Genomic DNA, 20,389 nt, shown 5'->3' on the forward strand with positions numbered 1-20,389 from the left:
GACGTTTTAAACGTATCGGAAGACGTTATTTATTATAATAAAAAACAACACTCTAAATATAAAATTATTTCTTTCAGTAATTATAAAAGCCGAAAACAGAACTCAAAAACAATCTGGCTAAATAAAAGTAATTAAATTTGCTTTAAGGAAAAATTTTCTATGTACACACAGACCCTGTATGAGTTAAGTCAGGAGGCTGAACGCCTGTTACAGCTTTCTCGCCAACAGTTGCAGTTACTGGAAAAAATGCCTCTCTCTGTACCCGGAGACGATGCGCCACAACTGGCTTTACCCTGGAGTCAGCCTAATATCGCCGAACGTCACGCGATGCTGAATAATGAGTTGCGTAAAATTTCCCGACTGGAAATGGTGCTGGCGATTGTCGGTACTATGAAAGCAGGGAAATCAACCACCATTAATGCTATTGTTGGTACGGAGGTTCTGCCTAATCGCAATCGCCCAATGACTGCGCTGCCGACGCTTATTCGCCATACGCCCGGGCAAAAAGAACCGGTACTGCATTTTTCACATGTCGCGCCAATCGACTGTTTAATTCAACAATTACAACAGCGCCTGCGTGACTGCGATATTAAGCATCTGACCGATGTGCTGGAAATAGATAAAGATATGCGTGCGCTTATGCAGCGGATCGAAAATGGCGTCGCTTTCGAAAAATATTATTTGGGTGCCCAGCCTATTTTTCATTGTCTGAAAAGTTTGAATGATTTGGTGCGACTGGCGAAGGCGCTGGACGTCGATTTTCCTTTTTCTGCTTACGCCGCCATTGAGCATATTCCCGTGATTGAAGTGGAGTTTGTCCATCTGGCGGGGCTGGAGAGTTATCCCGGTCAGTTGACGTTACTGGATACCCCTGGGCCAAATGAAGCCGGGCAACCGCATCTGCAAAAAATGCTTAACCAGCAGCTGGCTCGCGCCTCGGCGGTACTGGCGGTGCTGGATTATACGCAACTGAAATCGATCTCCGATGAAGAGGTCCGTGAGGCGATTTTGGCGGTGGGGCAATCGGTGCCGCTGTATGTGCTGGTCAATAAGTTCGATCAAGAGGATCGTAACAGTGACGACGCCGACCAGGTGCGGGCACTGATTTCCGGGACGCTGATGAAAGGCTGTATTACGCCACAGCAGATATTTCCAGTGTCGTCGATGTGGGGCTACCTGGCGAATCGGGCGCGTAATGAGTTAGCCAACAACGGTAAGTTACCCGCGCCAGAGCAACAACGCTGGGTGGAAGATTTTGCCCATGCCGCGCTCGGCAGGCGCTGGCGTCATGCCGACCTGGCGGACCTCGAACATATTCGTCATGCTGCCGATCAGTTGTGGGAAGATTCGCTGTTCGCCCAGCCAATTCAGGCGTTGCTTCATGCCGCTTACGCTAACGCCTCGTTGTATGCTCTGCGATCTGCCGCGCATAAACTGTTGAATTACGCGCAGCAGGCGCGGGAATACCTGGATTTTCGTGCGCACGGGTTAAACGTCGCTTGTGAACAATTGCGGCAAAATATCCACCAGATCGAAGAAAGTTTGCAGCTATTTCAACTCAATCAGGCTCAGGTGAGCGGCGAGGTTAAACATGAAATCGAGCTGGCCCTGACCTCCGCCAACCTCTTTCTGCGTCAACAGCAAGATGCGGTGAATGCCCAGTTAGCCGCGTTGTTTCAGGATGATTCGGGGTCATTAAGCGAGATTCGTACCTGCTGTGAGACACTGTTACAGACGGCGCAGAACACCATCAGTCGCGACTTTACGCTGCGTTTTGCCGAGCTTGAATCCACTCTTTGCCGGGTGTTAACCGATGTTATTCGGCCCATTGAGCAACAAGTCAAAATGGAATTGAGCGAGTCAGGGTTTCGTCCTGGGTTTCATTTTCCTGTTTTTCACGGCGCAGTTCCCCACTTCAACACTCGCCAGTTGTTCAGTGAAGTCATCTCCCGCCAGGACGCAATGGACGAGCAGAGCACGCGTTTAGGCGTTGTGCGTGAGACTTTTTCGCGCTGGTTGAATCAGCCCGACTGGGGACGGGGAAATGAGAAATCCCCGATAGAGACGGTTGATTACAGTGCGTTGCAACGAGCATTAAGCGCAGAAGTCGATCTTTATTGCCAACAAATGGCTAAAGTTCTGGCAGAGCAGGTCGATGAATCTGTTACGGCAGGCATGAATACTTTTTTCGCTGAGTTCGCTTCATGTTTGACGGAATTACAGACGCGTTTACGCGAAAGTCTGGCTCTGCGTCAACAAAATGAATCGGTGGTCAGGCTGATGCAGCAGCAATTGCAGCAGACTGTGATGACTCATGGCTGGATTTACACCGACGCTCAGCTGTTACGCGATGATATTCAAACACTTTTCACGGCAGAACGATATTGACCAAGACGTTACTGGACGGCCCCGGTCGCGTGCTGGAGTCGATTCATTCCCGCTTTTTAGTGGATCTGGCGCAGGGCGATGATGCCCGCCATCCACAAGCCCATCAGCAGCAGTTTCGTGAACGACTGATGCAGGAACTTCTTGCGCGCGTGCAGCTTCAGGCATGGACGAACGGCGGCATGTTAAATGCGCCGCTTAGCCTGCGTCTGACATTGGTGGAAAAACTGGCGTCGATGCTGGATCCCGGTCATCTGGCGCTGACGCAGATCGCGCAGCATCTGGCGCTGCTGCAAAAAATGGAGCACCGCCAGCACTCTGCTTTCCCGGAGCTCCCCCAGCAAATTGCCGCCTTGTATGAGTTGTTTTCAGCCCGTTGTCGCTGGAAGGAAAAGGCGTTAACGCAACGAGGATTACTGGTACAGGCCGGTGATCAGAGTGAGCAAATTTTTACCCGCTGGCGTGCTGGGGCGTATAACGCCTGGTCGTTGCCTGGGCGCTGTTTTATCGTTCTGGAGGAGTTGCGCTGGGGGGCATTTGGCGATGCCTGCCGTCTGGGAAGCCCGCAAGCGGTGGCGTTGTTGCTGGGTGATTTGCGCGAGAAAGCGACACAACATCTGGCAGAGAGTATCAATGCGGCACCGACCACGCGTCACTATTACCATCAGTGGTTTGCCTCTTCGACCGTTCCGACGGGAGGGGAGCATGCTGATTTTTTAAGTTGGCTGGGAAAGTGGACCACGGCAGATAAACAACCCGTTTGCTGGTCAGTGACCCAACGCTGGCAAACTGTCGCGCTGGGGATGCCACGACTCTGTTCAGCGCAGCGTTTGGTGGGGGCAATGGTCGAGGAAATCTTCTCTGTAAATTTGGCGTAAATAATCAGTTACATCAATGAGTCCTAAACGAAATCCATGTGTGAAGTTGATCACAAATTTAAACACTGGTAGGGTAAAAAGGTCATTAACTGCCCAATTCAGGCGTCAACTGGTTTGATTGTACATTCCTTAACCGGAGGGTGTAAGCAAACCCGCTACGCTTGTTACAGAGATTGCATCCTGCAATTCCCGCTCCCCTTTTGCGGCCGTCGCGCTGATTTTTCTGGCGTTTGCGGAAATGGGCCAACTCTGCGAGGAAAGCTATGCTGAAAAGGAAAAAAGTAAAACCGATTACCCTTCGTGATGTCACTATTATTGATGACGGTAAACTGCGTAAAGCCATTACCGCAGCATCACTGGGTAATGCAATGGAATGGTTCGATTTTGGTGTTTATGGTTTTGTTGCTTACGCATTAGGTAAAGTTTTTTTCCCGGGGGCTGACCCCAGCGTGCAGATGGTTGCTGCACTTGCCACTTTCTCCGTTCCCTTTCTGATTCGACCGCTTGGCGGACTCTTCTTTGGTATGTTGGGCGATAAATATGGTCGCCAGAAGATCCTCGCTATCACTATTGTGATTATGTCGATCAGTACGTTCTGTATTGGTTTAATACCGTCCTACGACACGATTGGTATTTGGGCACCGATTCTGCTGTTGATCTGTAAGATGGCACAAGGTTTCTCGGTCGGCGGTGAATATACCGGGGCGTCGATATTTGTTGCGGAATACTCCCCTGACCGTAAACGTGGCTTTATGGGCAGCTGGCTGGACTTCGGTTCTATTGCCGGGTTTGTGCTGGGTGCGGGCGTGGTGGTGTTAATTTCGACCATTGTCGGCGAAGCGAACTTCCTCGACTGGGGCTGGCGTATTCCGTTCTTTATTGCTCTGCCGTTAGGGATTATCGGGCTTTACCTGCGCCATGCGCTGGAAGAAACTCCGGCGTTCCAGCAGCATGTTGATAAACTGGAACAGGGCGACCGCGAAGGTTTGCAGGATGGCCCGAAAGTCTCGTTTAAAGAGATTGCCACTAAATACTGGCGCAGCCTGTTGACATGTATTGGTCTGGTAATTGCCACCAACGTGACTTACTACATGTTGCTGACCTATATGCCGAGTTATTTGTCGCATAACCTGCATTACTCCGAAGACCACGGGGTGCTGATTATTATCGCCATTATGATCGGTATGCTGTTTGTCCAGCCGGTGATGGGCTTGCTGAGTGACCGTTTTGGCCGTCGTCCGTTTGTGCTACTTGGTAGTGTTGCACTGTTTGTGTTGGCGATCCCGGCGTTTATTCTGATTAACAGTAACGTCATCGGCCTGATTTTTGCCGGGTTACTGATGCTGGCGGTGATCCTTAACTGCTTTACGGGCGTTATGGCTTCTACCTTGCCAGCGATGTTCCCGACGCATATCCGTTACAGCGCGCTGGCGGCGGCATTTAATATTTCGGTGCTGGTTGCCGGTCTGACGCCAACGTTGGCGGCCTGGCTGGTCGAAAGCTCGCAGAATCTGATGATGCCTGCCTATTACCTGATGGTAGTGGCGGTGGTTGGTTTAATCACCGGCGTAACCATGAAAGAGACGGCGAATCGTCCGTTGAAAGGTGCGACACCGGCGGCGTCAGATATACAGGAAGCGAAGGAAATTCTCGTCGAGCATTACGATAATATCGAGCAGAAAATCGATGATATTGACCACGAGATTGCCGATTTGCAGGCGAAACGTACCCGCCTGGTGCAGCAGCATCCGCGAATTGATGAATAAGCTGAAACGGATGGCCTGATGTGATGCTGTCTTATCAGGCCAATTGAACTCTTAAGGTTCACTTAATCTCTGACGCGCATACTCTCCTCCAGGTTAACGGAGGAGAGTGCAATGAAAAACCGTGTTTATGAAAGTTTAACTACCGTGTTCAGCGTGCTGGTGGTCAGCAGCTTTCTTTATATCTGGTTTGCCACGTACTGATCTTTTTTCAGCCGTATCCAGGCCCGTGTGCCAGAAGTCTCTTGCCGGTTTTGCAGGAAAAACTGCCCGTGATGCAACTGTGTAATGCGGCTGACAATACTTAACCCCAGACCAATCCCGCCATAACGGCTGTCCATACGTACAAACGCTTTACTCAACTCCCCGCATTTACTCTCATCAATACCCGGTCCTTCATCTTCAACGGCCATGACCGCTCCGCCATCTTCTTGCAGCTTAATCATAATGTTGCTGCCTTGCGGGCTGTAACGATGGGCATTTTCTACCAGGTTTCGCAATAACATCCGCAGCAGGGTTGCATCACCCTGAACGGTGATGTCGGCGGCGCTCTCTGGCAATAGCAGGGTTTGCTGGCGCTGGTCGAGCATGGTACTGAGTTCGTCATACGAGGGGAGAATGACATCTTCCAGCAGTTTTACATGTTGATAATTACCGGAAGAAAATGACTGTCCGGCACGCGCCAGTTGCAGTAGCTGGGAGACACTCTCCATCATCTGATCAAGTCGTGCCACTAACGGTGCTACATCAATGTGATGCGTTTTCGCCAGCAGTTCCAGATGCAAACGCACCCCCGCCAGTGGCGTTCGCAGTTCGTGCGCGACGTCAGCGGTAAACAACCTTTCGTTATCCAGCGTGTTGGTCAGGCGACTGACCAGATCGTTTAACGCTGAAACCACCGCTTCGATTTCGAGGGTGGCGCTGTGAATGGCAATGGGCGTTAAGTTGTCGGCGGTGCGCGCTTCCAGCTCTTTTTGCAGCTCCGCCAGCGGGCGGGTGATGCGGCGTACCGCCTGATAGCAGATAAATAGCGTCAGGCTGACCATAAAGACTCCAGGGACAATCAGGCTGGCGACCGCCTCGCGGATCTCACGCATGATGTGGCGATCGTTATTGCGATTGTCGCGTAACGCCTGCTCAAACAGCTGAATCTGCTCGGTACTTTCATGCCATAGCCAGAAGACGCTGATCAACTCAAACACCAACAAAATGGCCCCAATGGTCAATATCAGCCGTTGGCGCAGCGATATTGGTCGGCGCAGAAAACGCATCAGATTCAATTAGTTTTCCTCATTCGCGACCAGCATATAGCCAAAGCCGCGCACGGTGCGGATACGGGCTTTGCCCACTTTGTCGCGCAGATTGTGGATATGCACTTCAAGAGTGTTGGTCGAGGGTTCGTTGTCCCAGTTATAGATGTCGTTGTAGAGAATTTCCCGATGCACCGGACTGCCTGCTTTAAGCATTAACCGTGATAGCAGAGCATATTCTTTGGGCGTCAGAATCAACTCTTCACCGTCCATCCATACCTGACGGCGACCCATATTCAGCGTCAGATTGCCAACAATCAACTCACTTTCGCCCTGATTATTATGGCGTCGTAGCAGGGCGCGGATACGGGCATGTAACTCTTCCAGCGCAAAAGGCTTTACCAGGTAGTCATCGGCACCGACATCCAGCCCGGCGATTTTGTCGGTAAGGGTATCGCGGGCGGTGAGAATTAACACCGGCAGGGTGTATTTTTTCTGCCGGATTCGGGCGAGAAAATGCAGCCCATCTTCGTCGGGTAACCCTAAATCCAGTACCACCAGGCTGTAATGACCGGTCTCAAGGCTTTGTTCCGCCATCCGCGCGGTTGTCACGCCATCGCACGCGTAGCCTTCGGTTTGCGCCGCCAGAATCAATCCCTGCAATAACAGCGTATCGTCTTCAACAATCAGAATTTTCATTCACTCACTCTCCTGCAAGTTTGCAGAATATCATCCGCAGCCTGGTAATACTTCGTCTCAACGCCAGTTAATCCCAATAGCGTGGAGAATAAATTGTCTTGTGAATAGTGTTGCGTTTGCGCCTGTTTCTGTAGGCAACTTTGGTCAACCTGATACCGTTTTTGATAATCCTCAGACAGCCACAGCAGCATCGGCACCTGTTTTTGGCTATCCGGGGCGATGGCATAAGGCAAACCGTGCAGATAGATGCCATTTTCACCTAACGATTCACCGTGGTCAGAAAGATAAACCAGGCTGGTGGTAAATTTATCCTGATGTTCTTTCAGTAGATTAATTGCTTTATCAACAATATAGTCGACGTAGACCAGCGTATTGTCGTAAGTGTTTACCAGTTGCTCTTGGGTACAGGTCTGGATCTCGTTGGTGTCGCAGGTAGGGGTAAATTTCCTGAACTGTGGCGGATAGCGATTGTAATAGGTCGGGCCGTGACTGCCGATGGTGTGTAAGACAATTACGCCATCACCTTGCAGGTTATTGATGTACTCTTCCAGCCCGTGGAAAAGCACTTCGTCATAACATTCGCCGTTGATACACTGACCAGGCAGGTTCAGCGCAGTGACGTTCTGGTGAGGCACGCGATCGCAGGCACCTTTGCAGCCACCATCGTTGTCATTCCACAGCACGTTTATGCCCGCCCGCTGAATGATATCCAGCACGCCTTCCTGATGTTGTGCCAGTTCTTCTTTGTAATGCTCACGCGGCATATCCGAGAACATGCATGGTACTGAAACTGCCGTTGCCGTGCCGCAAGACGCAGTATTGGGGAAATAGACCACGTTATCTTTCGCCAGCCGCGGGTTCGTTTCACGCGGGTAGCCGTTGAGGGAGAAGTTCTCCGCCCGCGAGGTTTCGCCGACAATCAAAATGGTCAAATTTTTACGTTTCTCGTTCTGCATTAACGGGTTGCGGTGCGCGTCTTCACCAATTCGCACCAGCGGCAGATTTGCTAGTCGCTGATGGGAGTACCATGACCAGCTGGCAATAATGCTGTTAGAGGGGCTTAAGGACTTCACCAGCTCTTTGTTGTTGCGAAACAGCGAGGCGTAGTCTTTATAAAACAGTGCGGCGACCAGCAGAATCAGGAGCACAGAAACCAGAATATTGGCTCCACGGAAAAGAACACTGCGCAGGCGCGAGGTGGCCGGTTTGATTTTAATCCAGCAGGCAATTAGCGCAGCAAGTACGCCGCTGAGTCCCAGCGTTAATAACATTTGCGGTGTCATCAGCGCATAACTTTCTGCTGGGGTGGTATCAATAATATTGGCAATCATCGAGCGGTCGATGACGATGCCGTAAGTCATTATGAAATATTGTGCAGCCGCGCCAACCAGAATAAACAGGCAGGCCAGCGGTCGATTAAGCCATAAGAAAGAGCTTAGTGTCAGGACAATATTAATCACGCTGAAGGCGACGACCGGCATCGACAAGAAAACCAGTACGTTATGCAGCGAGTCCAGCGGCAGCGCCTGCAACACCTGTTTAAAAAAGGCAATATTCAGGCAGATAGAGATATAAAAAGCGGCCAACAATAGCCAGGCGAGTAAATTCAAAGAGGGTCTTTTTAGTAGGCGCTTCAACATCACGGTGTTTCCATCGAACAAAGTGCGCATATGCTCGCAAAGCAAAATTAAGCCAACCTTAAGTTCTTAAGGTTGGCTTTTATGTTTGCTGGATTAAGGGGAATTAATCTTTGCTTATTGGTGCATCTAAGGGATACGGGTTTTTATGCAGCCGGTTGTAATTCAGCGCATACATGGCGGTGATGACCATCAGGGTGACAAATGACCACATAACCTCTTTCGCGCCGGACCCTACTACGGCCCAGATGCAGTAGAGGAAGGCAATGGTAGTAACAGCCAGATATGCCGGGCGTGCTTTACCAAAGTGGCCGTGGCCGAGCAGCAGTAACGCCGCACAGGTGTAAAGATATGGCACCAGTGTAAAGATGACCGACACGGAAGAAACCAGACCGAATTCTTTGGTCGCGTTTGGCGAAATGCTGCTGAGCTGGAAGATGGTCATCAAAATTCCGACGATAATCAGCCCCGCCACTGGCGTACCCGCTTTGTTTACACGAGCAAAAATCGGTGGGAACAGCCCGTCATCGGCAGCGGCTTTCGCCGTTTGACCCGCCAGCAATGTCCAGCCGCCCAGTGAACCTAAGCAACCCGCAGCTGCGCAGAAAGAAACAATGGCCCCGGCGGTGTCACCCAGCGCCATCCGTGCGGCATCACCGAATGGCGAAGCAGAAACGCGCAGTGCGGCATTAGGGATCATCCCCATAATCGCGGTGGTAGAAAGTACATAGCAAACGGCGGCAATCAATACCCCACCAATGGTGGCGATAGGGACGTTGCGTTTCGGGTTTTTCACCACACCTGCGGCAACGGAGGCACTTTCCACACCGATGAACGACCACAGCGTAACGTTAAGGGTACTTTGAATCGCGCCGAAGGTGCCCAGGCCGCTGACGTTCCATGCCGCCATATAGGTTTCACCACGGAACCAGAACCAGCCAAATACGGCAATCCCGACGATGGGGATCAGCGCCAGCACGGTGGCAACGGCCTGCACGCGGGTGATCATTTTCGGACCGACAATGTTCAGCAGGACGAAGATCCACAGCACCACGACGCAGGTGATGGTTAATACCAGTGGATCTTTCAGAATCGGGAAGAAGTAACTTAAATATCCTACGCCAATGACCACCATGGCGATATTGCCGATCCAGCAGGCCAGCCAGTAGAGGACGTTGGTTTGATAACCGAGAAACGGGCCAAAGCAGCGGCGGGCGTAAGCGTAAGAACCACCAGGACTTGGGTCGAGGAACGACATTTTGGCGTATACCATCGAGAGCCCCAGCGCACCGATAATCGTCACCAACCATCCATAAATGGCAATCCCGCCAGTGGAGGCCAGGTTTGCAGGTAACAGAAAAACACCTGACCCCATAATATTCCCCGACACCATCAGGGTGACGGGGATTAAGCCCACTTTGTGAGCATCAGCATCCGAAGACATAATTAAACTCCTGCGAAGGCGAGCTTCGTGACAATAAATTACGTCATATCATACGCCTGCATTCGATAGTTGAATTATTATCGACCGGGTTATCGCTGATGCCGTTATTAATATAGCTCTTCGTTAAGGTTAAAAATCAGGCGACAGTGCGTTCTCTGTGCTGACTAACATAATGCAGAGGCGTCATACCGTAGAAGTCTTTAAAGACAGAAATAAAGTACGACGTACTGTTGTAGCCACACGACTGTGAGACCTGAGAGATATTTTTACCGTCCATCATTAATTCATTGACGGCATAACGCATGCGGCAGGTGGTGATTATTTGGCTATAACTGGTGTTTTCGCTTTTCAGCTTTTTCTTTAACAGACTTGGGCTAAGACATAAACAACTGGCTACCATACTAAGATTCCAGTCTTTGTGGATATCGCTTTCAATAATTTGATAAACGCTGTCACTTACACAATTACGTAACATATACATCATTAATGAAAGGAATTTTTTACTGTCGAGAAAACGGGATAGCACAGTGAATAATAATGCACGTGTTCGTTCCTTTTCTGACTCAGTTTCAGCGGGCATCATGCTATGTTGCGCGGCAACGCGAAAGACGTCTGGCGTCAGGCATGGCAGGGTGAGGATGGGCGTAGCACTACGTTGCCATACTGGTATTTGCGAGAGATCTTTATTCAGAAACCGGAGGTAATCTTTGATGATGTCGTGACTAATATGAGCAACCAAAGTGTTATTAAGAGAGGAGACGTCTATAATATTATTTTCACAATTTAATAACGCCATATGGTTAGCTTTAAGGCTAATAGGTTCTTTCCCATTCACCCTTATCCAGACATCTTTTTCAGTCAATAAAACAATACAAGGTTGGTCGCTGCAAATCCTCATACATGTACTCCTGAGTGCGAATAAAAGACCAGTTCTCGCTAAAGCAAAGCGATACCGGGAAATGGTTATATAATTGTATGATGAATATAAACATGCATAAAAATAACGAGTTTTACTAATATTACAAATTTTTATAGTAATTTCTCATGTACATATTTTTTTTACAGGATAAATAACAGGCGAAAAAAAGCGCGGGGTGGGACCGCGCAAAAAGTATGACATTTTTGTTTGCAGCAATTTTTATGAAAACGTTGCCATACTAAAAAGGCCTCAAGCCAGGCGGCGTAATGTTATTTAACAATTACGCCTTCAGCGGAATAGTGGTTACGCTTTCACACACATGACGTGGTAAATACCGTCAATAATTTCAGTCCCTTCAGTTTCGTGTTCAAATCCAGGGAAATGATGGTCCCAGGATTGCAGGGAGCGTAAATAACTTACCTGTGGACTGTTTTTATCGCCGAAGTTTTCACCAGACAGTAGCATCGGGATTCCTGGCGGATACGGGATAACTGAGTTTGCCGCGATGCGTCCAGGCAGATTTTCAATGGATACCAGTTCGACATTGTTATCGACAATTGCGTTGTACGCTTCACGCGGGGTGATTTCCGCCACCGGCAGGCCGGAATAGGCTTCGTTCAACCGTGCGCCAGGGTTATTTTCTTTTAGCCAGGCAAACATGGTGTCACCCAGATCGTGAATCCCCATATTCGCGTAAGTGTCAGGATATTGTTCAACAAGTTCCGGCATGACCTGCGCCAGCGGTGTGTTGGCGTCGTAGTGGCGTTTGAAGGAGCAAAGGGTGTTAACCAGAGTTCCCCATTTCCCACGGGTTACGCCCATAGAGAACAGGAACATAATTTGGAAGTCAGTGGTGCGGGTAGGCACAATGCCGTGGCGACCAAGCCAGGCCGTGACCAGCGCCGCCGGAACACCGGTTTCTTCCAGTTCACCATCTTCACCCATTCCTGGTGCGAGAATGCTGACTTTAATTGGGTCGAGCATACTCCAGTTATCCGGAATATCTTTGAAGCCGTGCCAGCTTTCGCCCGGATGCATTACCCAGCAGTCCTGAACGGTGGTCAGCAGTTTGGTTGGCGCGTCAGCAAAGTCGTAGGTTTTGCCGGTTTGTGGATCGGTGACCACTTCTTTGTTCCACGGTTTGAAGAACCAGCTACCGTCATGGGTGAACTCTTTATACAGCCGTGCCATCGCTTGACGGAAATCAACCGCTTCGTCGATCACTTCCTGGGTCAGTGACAGGCCGCTGTTGCCGTCCATCATCGACACCGCCACGTCGTTAGATGCACAGATGGCATACAGCGGGGAGGTGGTGGCATGCATCATGTATGCCTGGTTGAAGCGGGAGAAGTTAATCGCCCCACGACCTTCACGCACATGAATGTAAGAGGCCTGTGACAGCGCATTCAGCAGTTTGTGGGTTGAGTGGGTGGCGAAAACGGTAGGACCGTTGTGATCGCCAGGTTCACCGCGCATGGCATAGTGATCGGCATAGATCGGGTTGAAACGTGCATAGCCGTACCAGGCTTCGTCAAAGTGCAGACGATCGGAAGTTTTTTCCAGCAGATCCTGCGCTTCTTTAGCGTTATAACACACGCCGTCATAGGTGCAGTTGGTTACCACGCAGTAAGACGGTTTTTGCCCGGCTTTGTCTTTGGTCAGCGGGCTTTCACTGATTTTCTTCTGCAAGGTTTCAGGTTGCATTTCCTGCGGATAAATTGGCCCGATAATGCCGTAGCGGTTGCGGCTTGGCACCATGTAGACCGGTTTCGCGCCTGTCAGCATCAAGCCTTGTTCGATGGATTTATGGCAGTTACGGTCAACGACCACTACATCGTTATCGGTCATGCAAGCCTGCATGATGGTACGGTTAGAGCCGGAAGTACCGACGACTACCGACCAGGAGCGATCGGCACCAAATACGCGTGCGGCATATTTTTCGCTTTCGCCAAATGCGCCAGTATGGTCAAGCAAAGAACCGAGGGAAGTCCGTTCGATGCCCATGTCGGTGCGGAACAGATTTTCACCATAGTAGTCATGGTAGAAACGTCCGGCGGGTGTTTTGGTAAAGCCAACGCCGCCCTGGTGGCCTGGCGCTGCCCAGGAATATTCATGGATGTCGCTATATTTCATCAGCGCGCTGAACAGTGGCGGCAACAGCTGCTGGCGGTAGCGGGTCATTGCGGCAACGGCGCGTCCGGCGATAAAGTCGGCGGTATCTTCCAGAATCCAGGCGAATTCATCGACAAGCTCCAGCAGATCTCGGTCTATTGCGGCGAGGGCTTTTTCCCGATCGCCCAACAGGAAGACCGGCACGTTTTGTTGGCGCTCATGAAGCTTACCGATCAATTGTCTGACGTTTTGATGTTCGTCCGGATGTTCCATTTGATAGCTGAACATCAGGCAGTCAATGGCTTCGTTTGAAGAGAGAATGGCAAAGCCATCATCAAAGGAGGTGGATTTAATCACGGTAACATTTTGCTGGCTTAAAGCATCTGCCAGACGCTCAACGGCGTTACCGACCCAGGTGTCCTGATGGAGAAACTCGCTTTCAACAATTAATACTTTCATCATTGCTTACCCGGTTATGAAGGAATCTTCGTTGCGGGCAAGTATCTTCCGGCCTTTTCGGGCTGTAAAGCGCATGAAAAACAAACATTTTTTAAATATTCATTTTTATAAACAATATGTTATGTGATTATTTTTATTTATTTTCACTGCTTATTATCGACGGCTAAACTATTTTTTTGGCTGATACTGATATCGTCTTTAGCCGGGAAACGTCTGGCGGCGCTGTTGGCTAAGTTTGCGGTATTGTTGCGGTGACATGCCGACATATTTGCCGAACGTGCTGTAAAAACGGCTACTCGAACGAAAGCCTGCCGTCAGGGCAATATCGAGAATACTTTTATCGGTATCGCTCAGTAACGCACGAACGTGGTTGATGCGCATCGCAGTAATGTACTGTTTCATCGTCAATTGCATGACCCGCTGGAATATCCCCATTGCATAGTTGGCGTTAAGTTTGACGTGCTCAGCCACATCGTTGATGGTCAGCGCCTGATCATAGTTTTCGGCAATAAAGCCCAGCATCTGGCTGACATAAAATTGCGCATGGCGCGAGACGCTGTTTTTGTGTGTGCGCGAGGTTTTATTGACCAGAATCGGTTCCCAGCCAGAGAGGCTAAATCGCTTGAGCATCAGGCCAATTTCATCAATGGCGAGCTGGCGAATTTGCTCGTTCGGACTGTTCAATTCCTGCTGCCAGCGGCGCACTTCAAACGGGCTAAGTTGCTGTGTCGCCAGTGATTTGATCACCATGCCGTGAGTGACGTGGTTAATCAGGTCTTTATCCAGCGGCCAGGAGAGAAACAGATGCATCGGCAGATTAAAAATCGCCATGCTCTGACAGGTTCCGGTATCTGTTAGTTGGTGCGGTGTACAGGCCCAGAACAGCGTGATATGACCCTGATTGATACTCACTTTTTCATTATTGATCAGGTATTCCACATCGCCATCGAAAGGTACATTCACTTCAACCTGACCATGCCAGTGGCTGGTGGGCATGATATGCGGTGCGCGAAACTCAATCTCCATCCGCTGGTATTCCGAATACAGCGACAGCGGACTGCGGGTCTGTTTTTCGTCGCTGCTACACATAAAAGTATCTGTATTCATGGATGACTCTCTTTCCTGGAATATCAGAATTATGGCAGGAGTGTAGGAATATGACTGCGAGTGGGAGCACGGTTTTCGCCCTCTTGCCTGAGGGGCGAAGGGATCATCCGAGTACCATGAGGCCGAAAACTCTGCTTTTCAGGTAATTTATTCCCATAAACTCAGATTTACTGATACTTCACGCAGGATCTGAGTTTATGGGAATGCTCAACCTGGAAGCCGGAGGTTTTCTGCAGATTCGCCTGCCATGATGAAGTTATTCAAGCAAGCCAGGAGATCTGCATGATGTCTGCACCAAAAATTACATTTATCGGCGCTGGTTCGACGATTTTCGTTAAAAATATTCTTGGTGATGTGTTCCATCGCGAGGCGCTGAAAACGGCGCATATTGCCCTGATGGACATTGATCCCACCCGCCTGGAAGAGTCGCATATTGTGGTGCGCAAGCTGATGGATTCAGCAGGGGCCAGCGGCAAAATCACCTGCCACACCCAACAGAAAGAAGCCTTACAGGATGCCGATTTTGTCGTAGTGGCATTTCAGATTGGCGGTTATGAACCTTGCACGGTGACTGATTTTGAGGTCTGTAAGCGCCACGGTCTGGAACAAACCATTGCCGATACGTTGGGGCCGGGCGGTATTATGCGCGCGCTACGTACCATTCCGCACCTGTGGCAAATTTGCGAGGACATGACGGAAGTCTGCCCCGATGCCACCATGCTCAACTACGTTAACCCAATGGCGATGAATACCTGGGCGATGTATGCCCGTTATCCGCATATCAAACAGGTAGGGCTGTGCCATTCGGTGCAGGGAACGGCGGAAGAGCTGGCGCGTGACCTCAATATCGACCCGGCTACGCTGCGTTACCGTTGTGCGGGTATCAACCATATGGCGTTTTACCTGGAACTGGAGCGCAAAACCGCCGACGGCAGTTACGTGAATCTCTACCCGGAACTGCTGGCAGCGTATGACGCAGGGCAGGCACCGAAGCCGAATATTCATGGCAATACTCGCTGCCAGAATATTGTGCGTTATGAAATGTTCAAAAAGCTGGGCTACTTCGTCACGGAATCGTCAGAACATTTTGCTGAGTACACGCCGTGGTTTATTAAGCCTGGTCGTGAGGATTTGATTGAGCGTTATAAAGTACCGCTGGATGAGTACCCGAAACGCTGCGTCGAGCAGCTGGCGAACTGGCATAAAGAGCTGGAGGAGTATAAGAACGCCTCCCGGATTGATATTAAACCGTCACGGGAATATGCCAGCACAATCATGAACGCTATCTGGACTGGCGAGCCGAGTGTGATTTATGGCAACGTCCGTAACGATGGTTTGATTGATAACCTGCCACAAGGATGTTGCGTGGAAGTGGCCTGTTTAGTTGATGCTAATGGCATTCAGCCGACCAAAGTCGGTACGCTACCTTCGCATCTGGCCGCCCTGATGCAAACCAATATCAACGTACAGACACTGCTGACGGAAGCCATTCTCACAGAAAATCGCGACCGTGTTTACCACGCCGCGATGATGGACCCGCATACTGCCGCCGTGCTGGGCATTGACGAAATATATGCTCTTGTTGACGACCTGATTGCCGCCCACGGCGACTGGCTGCCAGGCTGGTTGCACCGTTAAAACGCGACTAAACGCTACTGCGCCGGGGGATTTATTCCGGCGCACACCTCTGACGATACCAATAACAGAAGGCGGGCGTTGGTAACAACGACCCGATACCCTATGAGCATTTCAATGACTACAAAACTCAGTTATGGATTTGGAGCGTTCGGGAAGGATTTTGCGATCGGCATTGTGTATATGTACCTCATGTATTACTACACCGATGTCGTCGGGCTGTCTGTGGGTTTGGTCGGTACTTTGTTTCTGGTGGCGAGGATCTGGGATGCTATTAACGATCCGATTATGGGATGGATTGTAAATGCTACGCGATCGCGATGGGGTAAGTTCAAACCCTGGATCCTGATCGGTACGTTGGCAAACTCTGTAATCTTATTTCTCCTCTTTAGTGCGCATCTGTTTGAAGGTACTACTCAGATTGTCTTTGTTTGCGTGACCTACATCCTCTGGGGCATGACTTACACCATTATGGATATTCCCTTCTGGTCGCTGGTTCCAACCATAACGCTCGATAAACGTGAGCGCGAACAACTGGTTCCTTATCCGCGTTTTTTTGCCAGTCTGGCGGGCTTTGTTACGGCAGGTGTGACGCTACCATTTGTTAATTATGTCGGCGGTGGCGATCGGGGATTTGGCTTTCAGATGTTCACTCTGGTACTGATCGCCTTTTTTATTGTTTCAACCATCATCACTCTGCGCAATGTGCATGAAGTCTTTTCGTCAGACAATCAACCGTCTGCTGAAGGAAGCCATCTGACACTTAAAGCCATCGTTGCGCTTATTTATAAAAACGATCAGCTTTCATGCCTCTTGGGTATGGCTCTTGCTTATAATGTAGCCAGCAATATTATTACCGGCTTTGCTATCTATTATTTCTCATATGTTATCGGTGATGCGGATTTGTTCCCCTATTATCTGTCGTATGCGGGAGCTGCTAACCTGGTGACGTTAGTATTCTTCCCACGCTTAGTTAAATCATTATCCCGACGCATTTTATGGGCCGGAGCATCTATTCTTCCGGTGTTAAGCTGTGGTGTTCTCCTGTTAATGGCATTAATGAGCTATCACAACGTCGTCCTCATTGTGATTGCGGGTATCTTGCTGAATGTGGGAACGGCGCTTTTCTGGGTATTACAGGTTATCATGGTGGCAGATACCGTTGATTACGGTGAATATAAACTGCACGTACGCTGTGAAAGCATCGCTTACTCCGTGCAGACTATGGTGGTGAAGGGCGGTTCAGCCTTTGCGGCTTTTTTCATTGCGGTTGTGTTAGGGATGATTGGCTATGTACCGAATGTTGAACAGTCTACGCAAGCCCTATTAGGTATGCAGTTTATTATGATTGCTCTACCAACTCTGTTTTTCATGGTAACGCTGATTCTCTACTTCCGTTTCTATCGCCTCAATGGTGACACGCTGCGCAGGATCCAGATCCATCTGCTGGATAAATATCGCAAAGTACCGCCCGAGCCTGTTCATGCTGATATTCCGGTCGGTGCAGTGAGTGATGTGAAAGCCTGACGTGGACAATAGCTAACGAAAATGGCCTGATGCGATATGTTTATCAGGCCACGTCTTAATGTAATGCTTTGGATTTGCAAATTTTGTAGACCGGATAAGGAATTCACGCCGCATCCGGCATCAACAAAGCGCACGTTGTTATCCGGTTATCAAGCCATAGCGCCGTAGCTGGCGGCAATGAAAGCGAGCAAGGAATATCACCGTCGTTAATGCACCAAGTAGCGCGCAGAACATATCGGATTGTGTGTCCCATTGGTCGCCCTGGGTACCGAGAAAATCATCCGCTCCCTGACCCATTGCCAGCGCTGCCCACCACTCGATTAATTCATACATCGCGCTTATCGCCAGCGCCACGCAGCAGACCAGAAACGCCACCATTTTACGTCCGCGCACGTACATCCCGCGAACGAGAATTTCTCGCGCCACCAGTGCAGGCACCAGCCCCTGGAAAAAATGCCCCAGCTTGTCATACGGATTACGGCTCAACCCCAGCCATTCCTGCACCTCAAAACCAACGGGGACTTTCGCGTAGGTGTATTGCCCGCCGACCATCAGGATGATGGCGTGAAAGAAAATGAGCGTATAGAGCAGCGGCGTTAACGGATAACGTTTAGCGGTGGCAAGCAGTAGCGGCACGACAATAATCACCGGTGTCACTTCCATCAGCCAGGTGAGTTTGTCATTGGCCGAAATGCCGGTATAAATCAGGATTAACGTTAGCGCCAGTGCGCCGGTGTTAAGAATTAACGGCTTGAGTGTGCGGGTCATGGTGAGTTCGCAAGTCAGGGAAAATACTGACTATTCACCAGCAAGCGTGAAATTACAATCGCAAAAGAGGTGGCCCAGGGGGATCACCTGGCAGCATACTGCCAGGCGCTGGGCCGAAGAGGTTACTTAGTGCAGTTCGCGCACTGTTTGTTGACGATTTGCTGGAAGAAGTCGTTGCCTTTGTCATCGACCAGGATAAACGCCGGGAAATCTTCTACTTCGATTTTCCAGATAGCTTCCATACCCAGCTCCGGATAAGCGACGCATTCCAGATGCTTGATGCTCTGCTGCGCCAGTACCGCCGCCGGACCGCCGATACTACCGAGGTAGAAGCCGCCGTGTTTATGACACGCGTCGGTGACCTGCTGACTGCGGTTACCTTTCGCCAGCATGATCATGCTGCCGCCGTGGGATTGCAGCAGATCCACGTAGGAGTCCATACGACCTGCGGTGGTTGGGCCAAGTGAACCTGATGGATAACCGGCAGGCGTTTTCGCCGGACCCGCGTAGTAGATCGGGTGATCTTTGATGTACTGCGGCAGTTCTTTACCGGCGTCAATCAGCTCTTTCAGTTTGGCGTGTGCAATATCGCGACCCACGATAATAGTGCCGGTGAGCGACAAGCGGGTGGATACCGGGTATTGCGAAAGCTGGGCGAGGATCTCTTTCATCGGGCGGTTAAGGTCGACTTTCACCGCTTCGCCTTCACCGGCCTGACGCAGTTCTTGTGGAATGTACTGGCCTGGATTGTGTTCCAGTTTTTCGATCCAGATACCTTCGCGGTTGATTTTCGCTTTAATGTTACGGTCAGCGGAGCAGGAGACGCCCATACCTACCGGGCAGGATGCGCCGTGACGTGGCAGACGGATCACGCGGATGTCGTGCGCGAAGTATTTACCGCCAAACTGCGCGCCAAGGCCGAGTTGCTGGGCCTCTTCCAGCAGTTCCTGTTCCAGCTGGACATCGCGGAACGCCTGACCATGTTCGTTCCCTTCCGTCGGCAGTTCATCATAATAGTGAGCGCTTGCTAACTTGACGGTTTTCAGGTTGGTTTCCGCAGACGTACCGCCAATCACAAACGCGATATGGTACGGCGGGCAGGCTGCAGTACCGAGTGTACGCATTTTCTCGACGAGGAAGTTTTTCAGTTTGCCGGGAGTCAGCAAAGCTTTGGTTTCCTGGTAGAGATACGTTTTATTGGCAGAGCCACCGCCTTTGGCGACGCAGAGGAATTTGTATTCGTCGCCATCTACCGCGTACAGGTCGATTTGCGCAGGCAGGTTCGTGCCGGTGTTGACCTCTTTGTACATGTCCAGCGGCGCGTTTTGTGAGTAACGTAGGTTATCTTCGATATAGGTGTTATAGACACCTTTCGACAGCGCTTCTTCATCGCCGCCACCGGTCCACACGCGCTGACCTTTTTTACCGACGATGATCGCGGTGCCGGTGTCCTGGCAGGTCGGCAGCACGCCTTTGGCGGCGATTTCTGAGTTTCTTAAGAATTGCAGCGCCACGTACTTGTCGTTTTCGCTGGCTTCTGGATCGTGAAGAATTGCAGCAACCTGTTTCTGGTGTGCCGGGCGGAGCATGAAAGAAGCGTCGTGGAAGGCTTGCTGCGCCAGCAAGGTCAGGGCTTCTGGTTCCACTTTCAGGATGGTTTCGCCGTCGAAGTCGGCAACGCTAACGTAATCGGACGTGAGTAGATAGTATTCGGTATTGTCTTTCCCCATCGGGAAAGGTGCCTGGTAGATAAAGGGTTTGTTTGACATAGCTTCCAGCCTGTAACTCTGTATTTGTTATTCGAAA

The 20,389-nt window shown here is 50.4% G+C and carries 15 protein-coding genes; 6 read left to right on the forward strand and 9 right to left on the reverse strand.

Features of this window, described 5'->3' with window-relative positions; all coding sequences use genetic code 11:
- Window positions 1-159: 159 nt before the first annotated feature.
- The 4 genes from crfC to pmrR all read left to right on the forward strand — a co-directional run bounded on the left by crfC (window position 160) and on the right by pmrR (window position 5,230).
- Window positions 160-2,388 (forward strand): clamp-binding protein CrfC, encoded by a 2,229-nt coding sequence (crfC, locus tag HEN33_RS17580; RefSeq protein ID WP_176262508.1) that lies wholly within the window; start codon window positions 160-162, stop codon window positions 2,386-2,388.
- Window positions 2,385-3,263, forward strand: coding sequence for a YjcZ-like family protein (locus HEN33_RS17585; RefSeq protein WP_176262509.1), 879 nt, complete (start codon window positions 2,385-2,387; stop codon window positions 3,261-3,263). The genes crfC and HEN33_RS17585 overlap by 4 nt, the downstream gene beginning before the upstream one ends.
- Before the next feature lie 263 nt (window positions 3,264-3,526).
- Entirely contained in the window at window positions 3,527-5,029 is a 1,503-nt protein-coding gene (proP, locus tag HEN33_RS17590; protein ID WP_001298520.1) for a glycine betaine/L-proline transporter ProP, read from the forward strand.
- 111 nt (window positions 5,030-5,140) lie between these two features.
- Window positions 5,141-5,230: an LpxT activity modulator PmrR gene (pmrR, locus tag HEN33_RS17595; protein WP_000797657.1), complete on the forward strand. Its 90-nt coding sequence runs from the start codon at window positions 5,141-5,143 to the stop codon at window positions 5,228-5,230.
- On the opposite strand, the gene pmrB is transcribed toward pmrR, so the two are convergent.
- The 7 genes from pmrB to melR all read right to left on the reverse strand — a co-directional run bounded on the left by pmrB (window position 5,206) and on the right by melR (window position 14,677).
- Window positions 5,206-6,306, reverse strand: a complete 1,101-nt coding sequence (gene pmrB, locus HEN33_RS17600; RefSeq protein ID WP_001052127.1) for a two-component system sensor histidine kinase PmrB — start codon at window positions 6,304-6,306, stop codon at window positions 5,206-5,208. The genes pmrR and pmrB overlap by 25 nt on opposite strands.
- Window positions 6,307-6,975 (reverse strand): two-component system response regulator BasR, encoded by a 669-nt coding sequence (gene basR, locus HEN33_RS17605; RefSeq protein WP_032185719.1) that lies wholly within the window; start codon window positions 6,973-6,975, stop codon window positions 6,307-6,309.
- A complete protein-coding gene (gene eptA, locus HEN33_RS17610; protein WP_160529939.1) occupies window positions 6,972-8,615 on the reverse strand; it encodes a phosphoethanolamine transferase EptA in 1,644 nt (547 codons plus the stop codon). The genes basR and eptA overlap by 4 nt, the downstream gene beginning before the upstream one ends.
- Window positions 8,616-8,718: 103 nt before the next feature.
- On the reverse strand, window positions 8,719-10,056 hold the full coding sequence (gene adiC, locus HEN33_RS17615; protein WP_000093154.1) for an arginine/agmatine antiporter: 1,338 nt from the start codon (window positions 10,054-10,056) through the stop codon (window positions 8,719-8,721).
- Between the two features lie 136 nt (window positions 10,057-10,192).
- Window positions 10,193-10,954 carry a DNA-binding transcriptional activator AdiY gene (gene adiY / locus HEN33_RS17620; protein ID WP_001217059.1) on the reverse strand — a complete coding sequence of 254 codons (762 nt, stop codon included), beginning with the start codon at window positions 10,952-10,954 and terminating at the stop codon, window positions 10,193-10,195.
- A gap of 324 nt (window positions 10,955-11,278) precedes the next feature.
- Window positions 11,279-13,546 (reverse strand): arginine decarboxylase, encoded by a 2,268-nt coding sequence (gene adiA / locus HEN33_RS17625; protein ID WP_077757039.1) that lies wholly within the window; start codon window positions 13,544-13,546, stop codon window positions 11,279-11,281.
- A gap of 198 nt (window positions 13,547-13,744) precedes the next feature.
- Window positions 13,745-14,677 (reverse strand): transcriptional regulator MelR, encoded by a 933-nt coding sequence (gene melR, locus HEN33_RS17630; RefSeq protein ID WP_255756424.1) that lies wholly within the window; start codon window positions 14,675-14,677, stop codon window positions 13,745-13,747.
- Window positions 14,678-14,935: 258 nt separating this feature from the next.
- On the opposite strand from melR, the gene melA reads away from it, so the two are divergent.
- Both melA and melB read left to right on the forward strand, forming a co-directional pair.
- Window positions 14,936-16,291 carry an alpha-galactosidase gene (gene melA, locus HEN33_RS17635; protein ID WP_000986616.1) on the forward strand — a complete coding sequence of 452 codons (1,356 nt, stop codon included), beginning with the start codon at window positions 14,936-14,938 and terminating at the stop codon, window positions 16,289-16,291.
- Window positions 16,292-16,393: 102 nt separating this feature from the next.
- Entirely contained in the window at window positions 16,394-17,815 is a 1,422-nt protein-coding gene (melB, locus tag HEN33_RS17640) for a melibiose:sodium transporter MelB (protein WP_000028114.1), read from the forward strand.
- Window positions 17,816-17,953: 138 nt separating this feature from the next.
- On the opposite strand, the gene HEN33_RS17645 is transcribed toward melB, so the two are convergent.
- Both HEN33_RS17645 and fumB read right to left on the reverse strand, forming a co-directional pair.
- Window positions 17,954-18,583 carry a DUF2238 domain-containing protein gene (locus tag HEN33_RS17645; RefSeq protein ID WP_032185721.1) on the reverse strand — a complete coding sequence of 210 codons (630 nt, stop codon included), beginning with the start codon at window positions 18,581-18,583 and terminating at the stop codon, window positions 17,954-17,956.
- Between the two features lie 122 nt (window positions 18,584-18,705).
- Window positions 18,706-20,352 carry a class I fumarate hydratase gene (gene fumB / locus HEN33_RS17650; protein WP_176262510.1) on the reverse strand — a complete coding sequence of 549 codons (1,647 nt, stop codon included), beginning with the start codon at window positions 20,350-20,352 and terminating at the stop codon, window positions 18,706-18,708.
- Window positions 20,353-20,389 lie beyond the last annotated feature (37 nt).

Origin of the sequence: Escherichia sp. 94.0001 (genome assembly GCF_013369155.2) — a bacterium.
Lineage (GTDB): Bacteria > Pseudomonadota > Gammaproteobacteria > Enterobacterales > Enterobacteriaceae > Escherichia > Escherichia coli_F.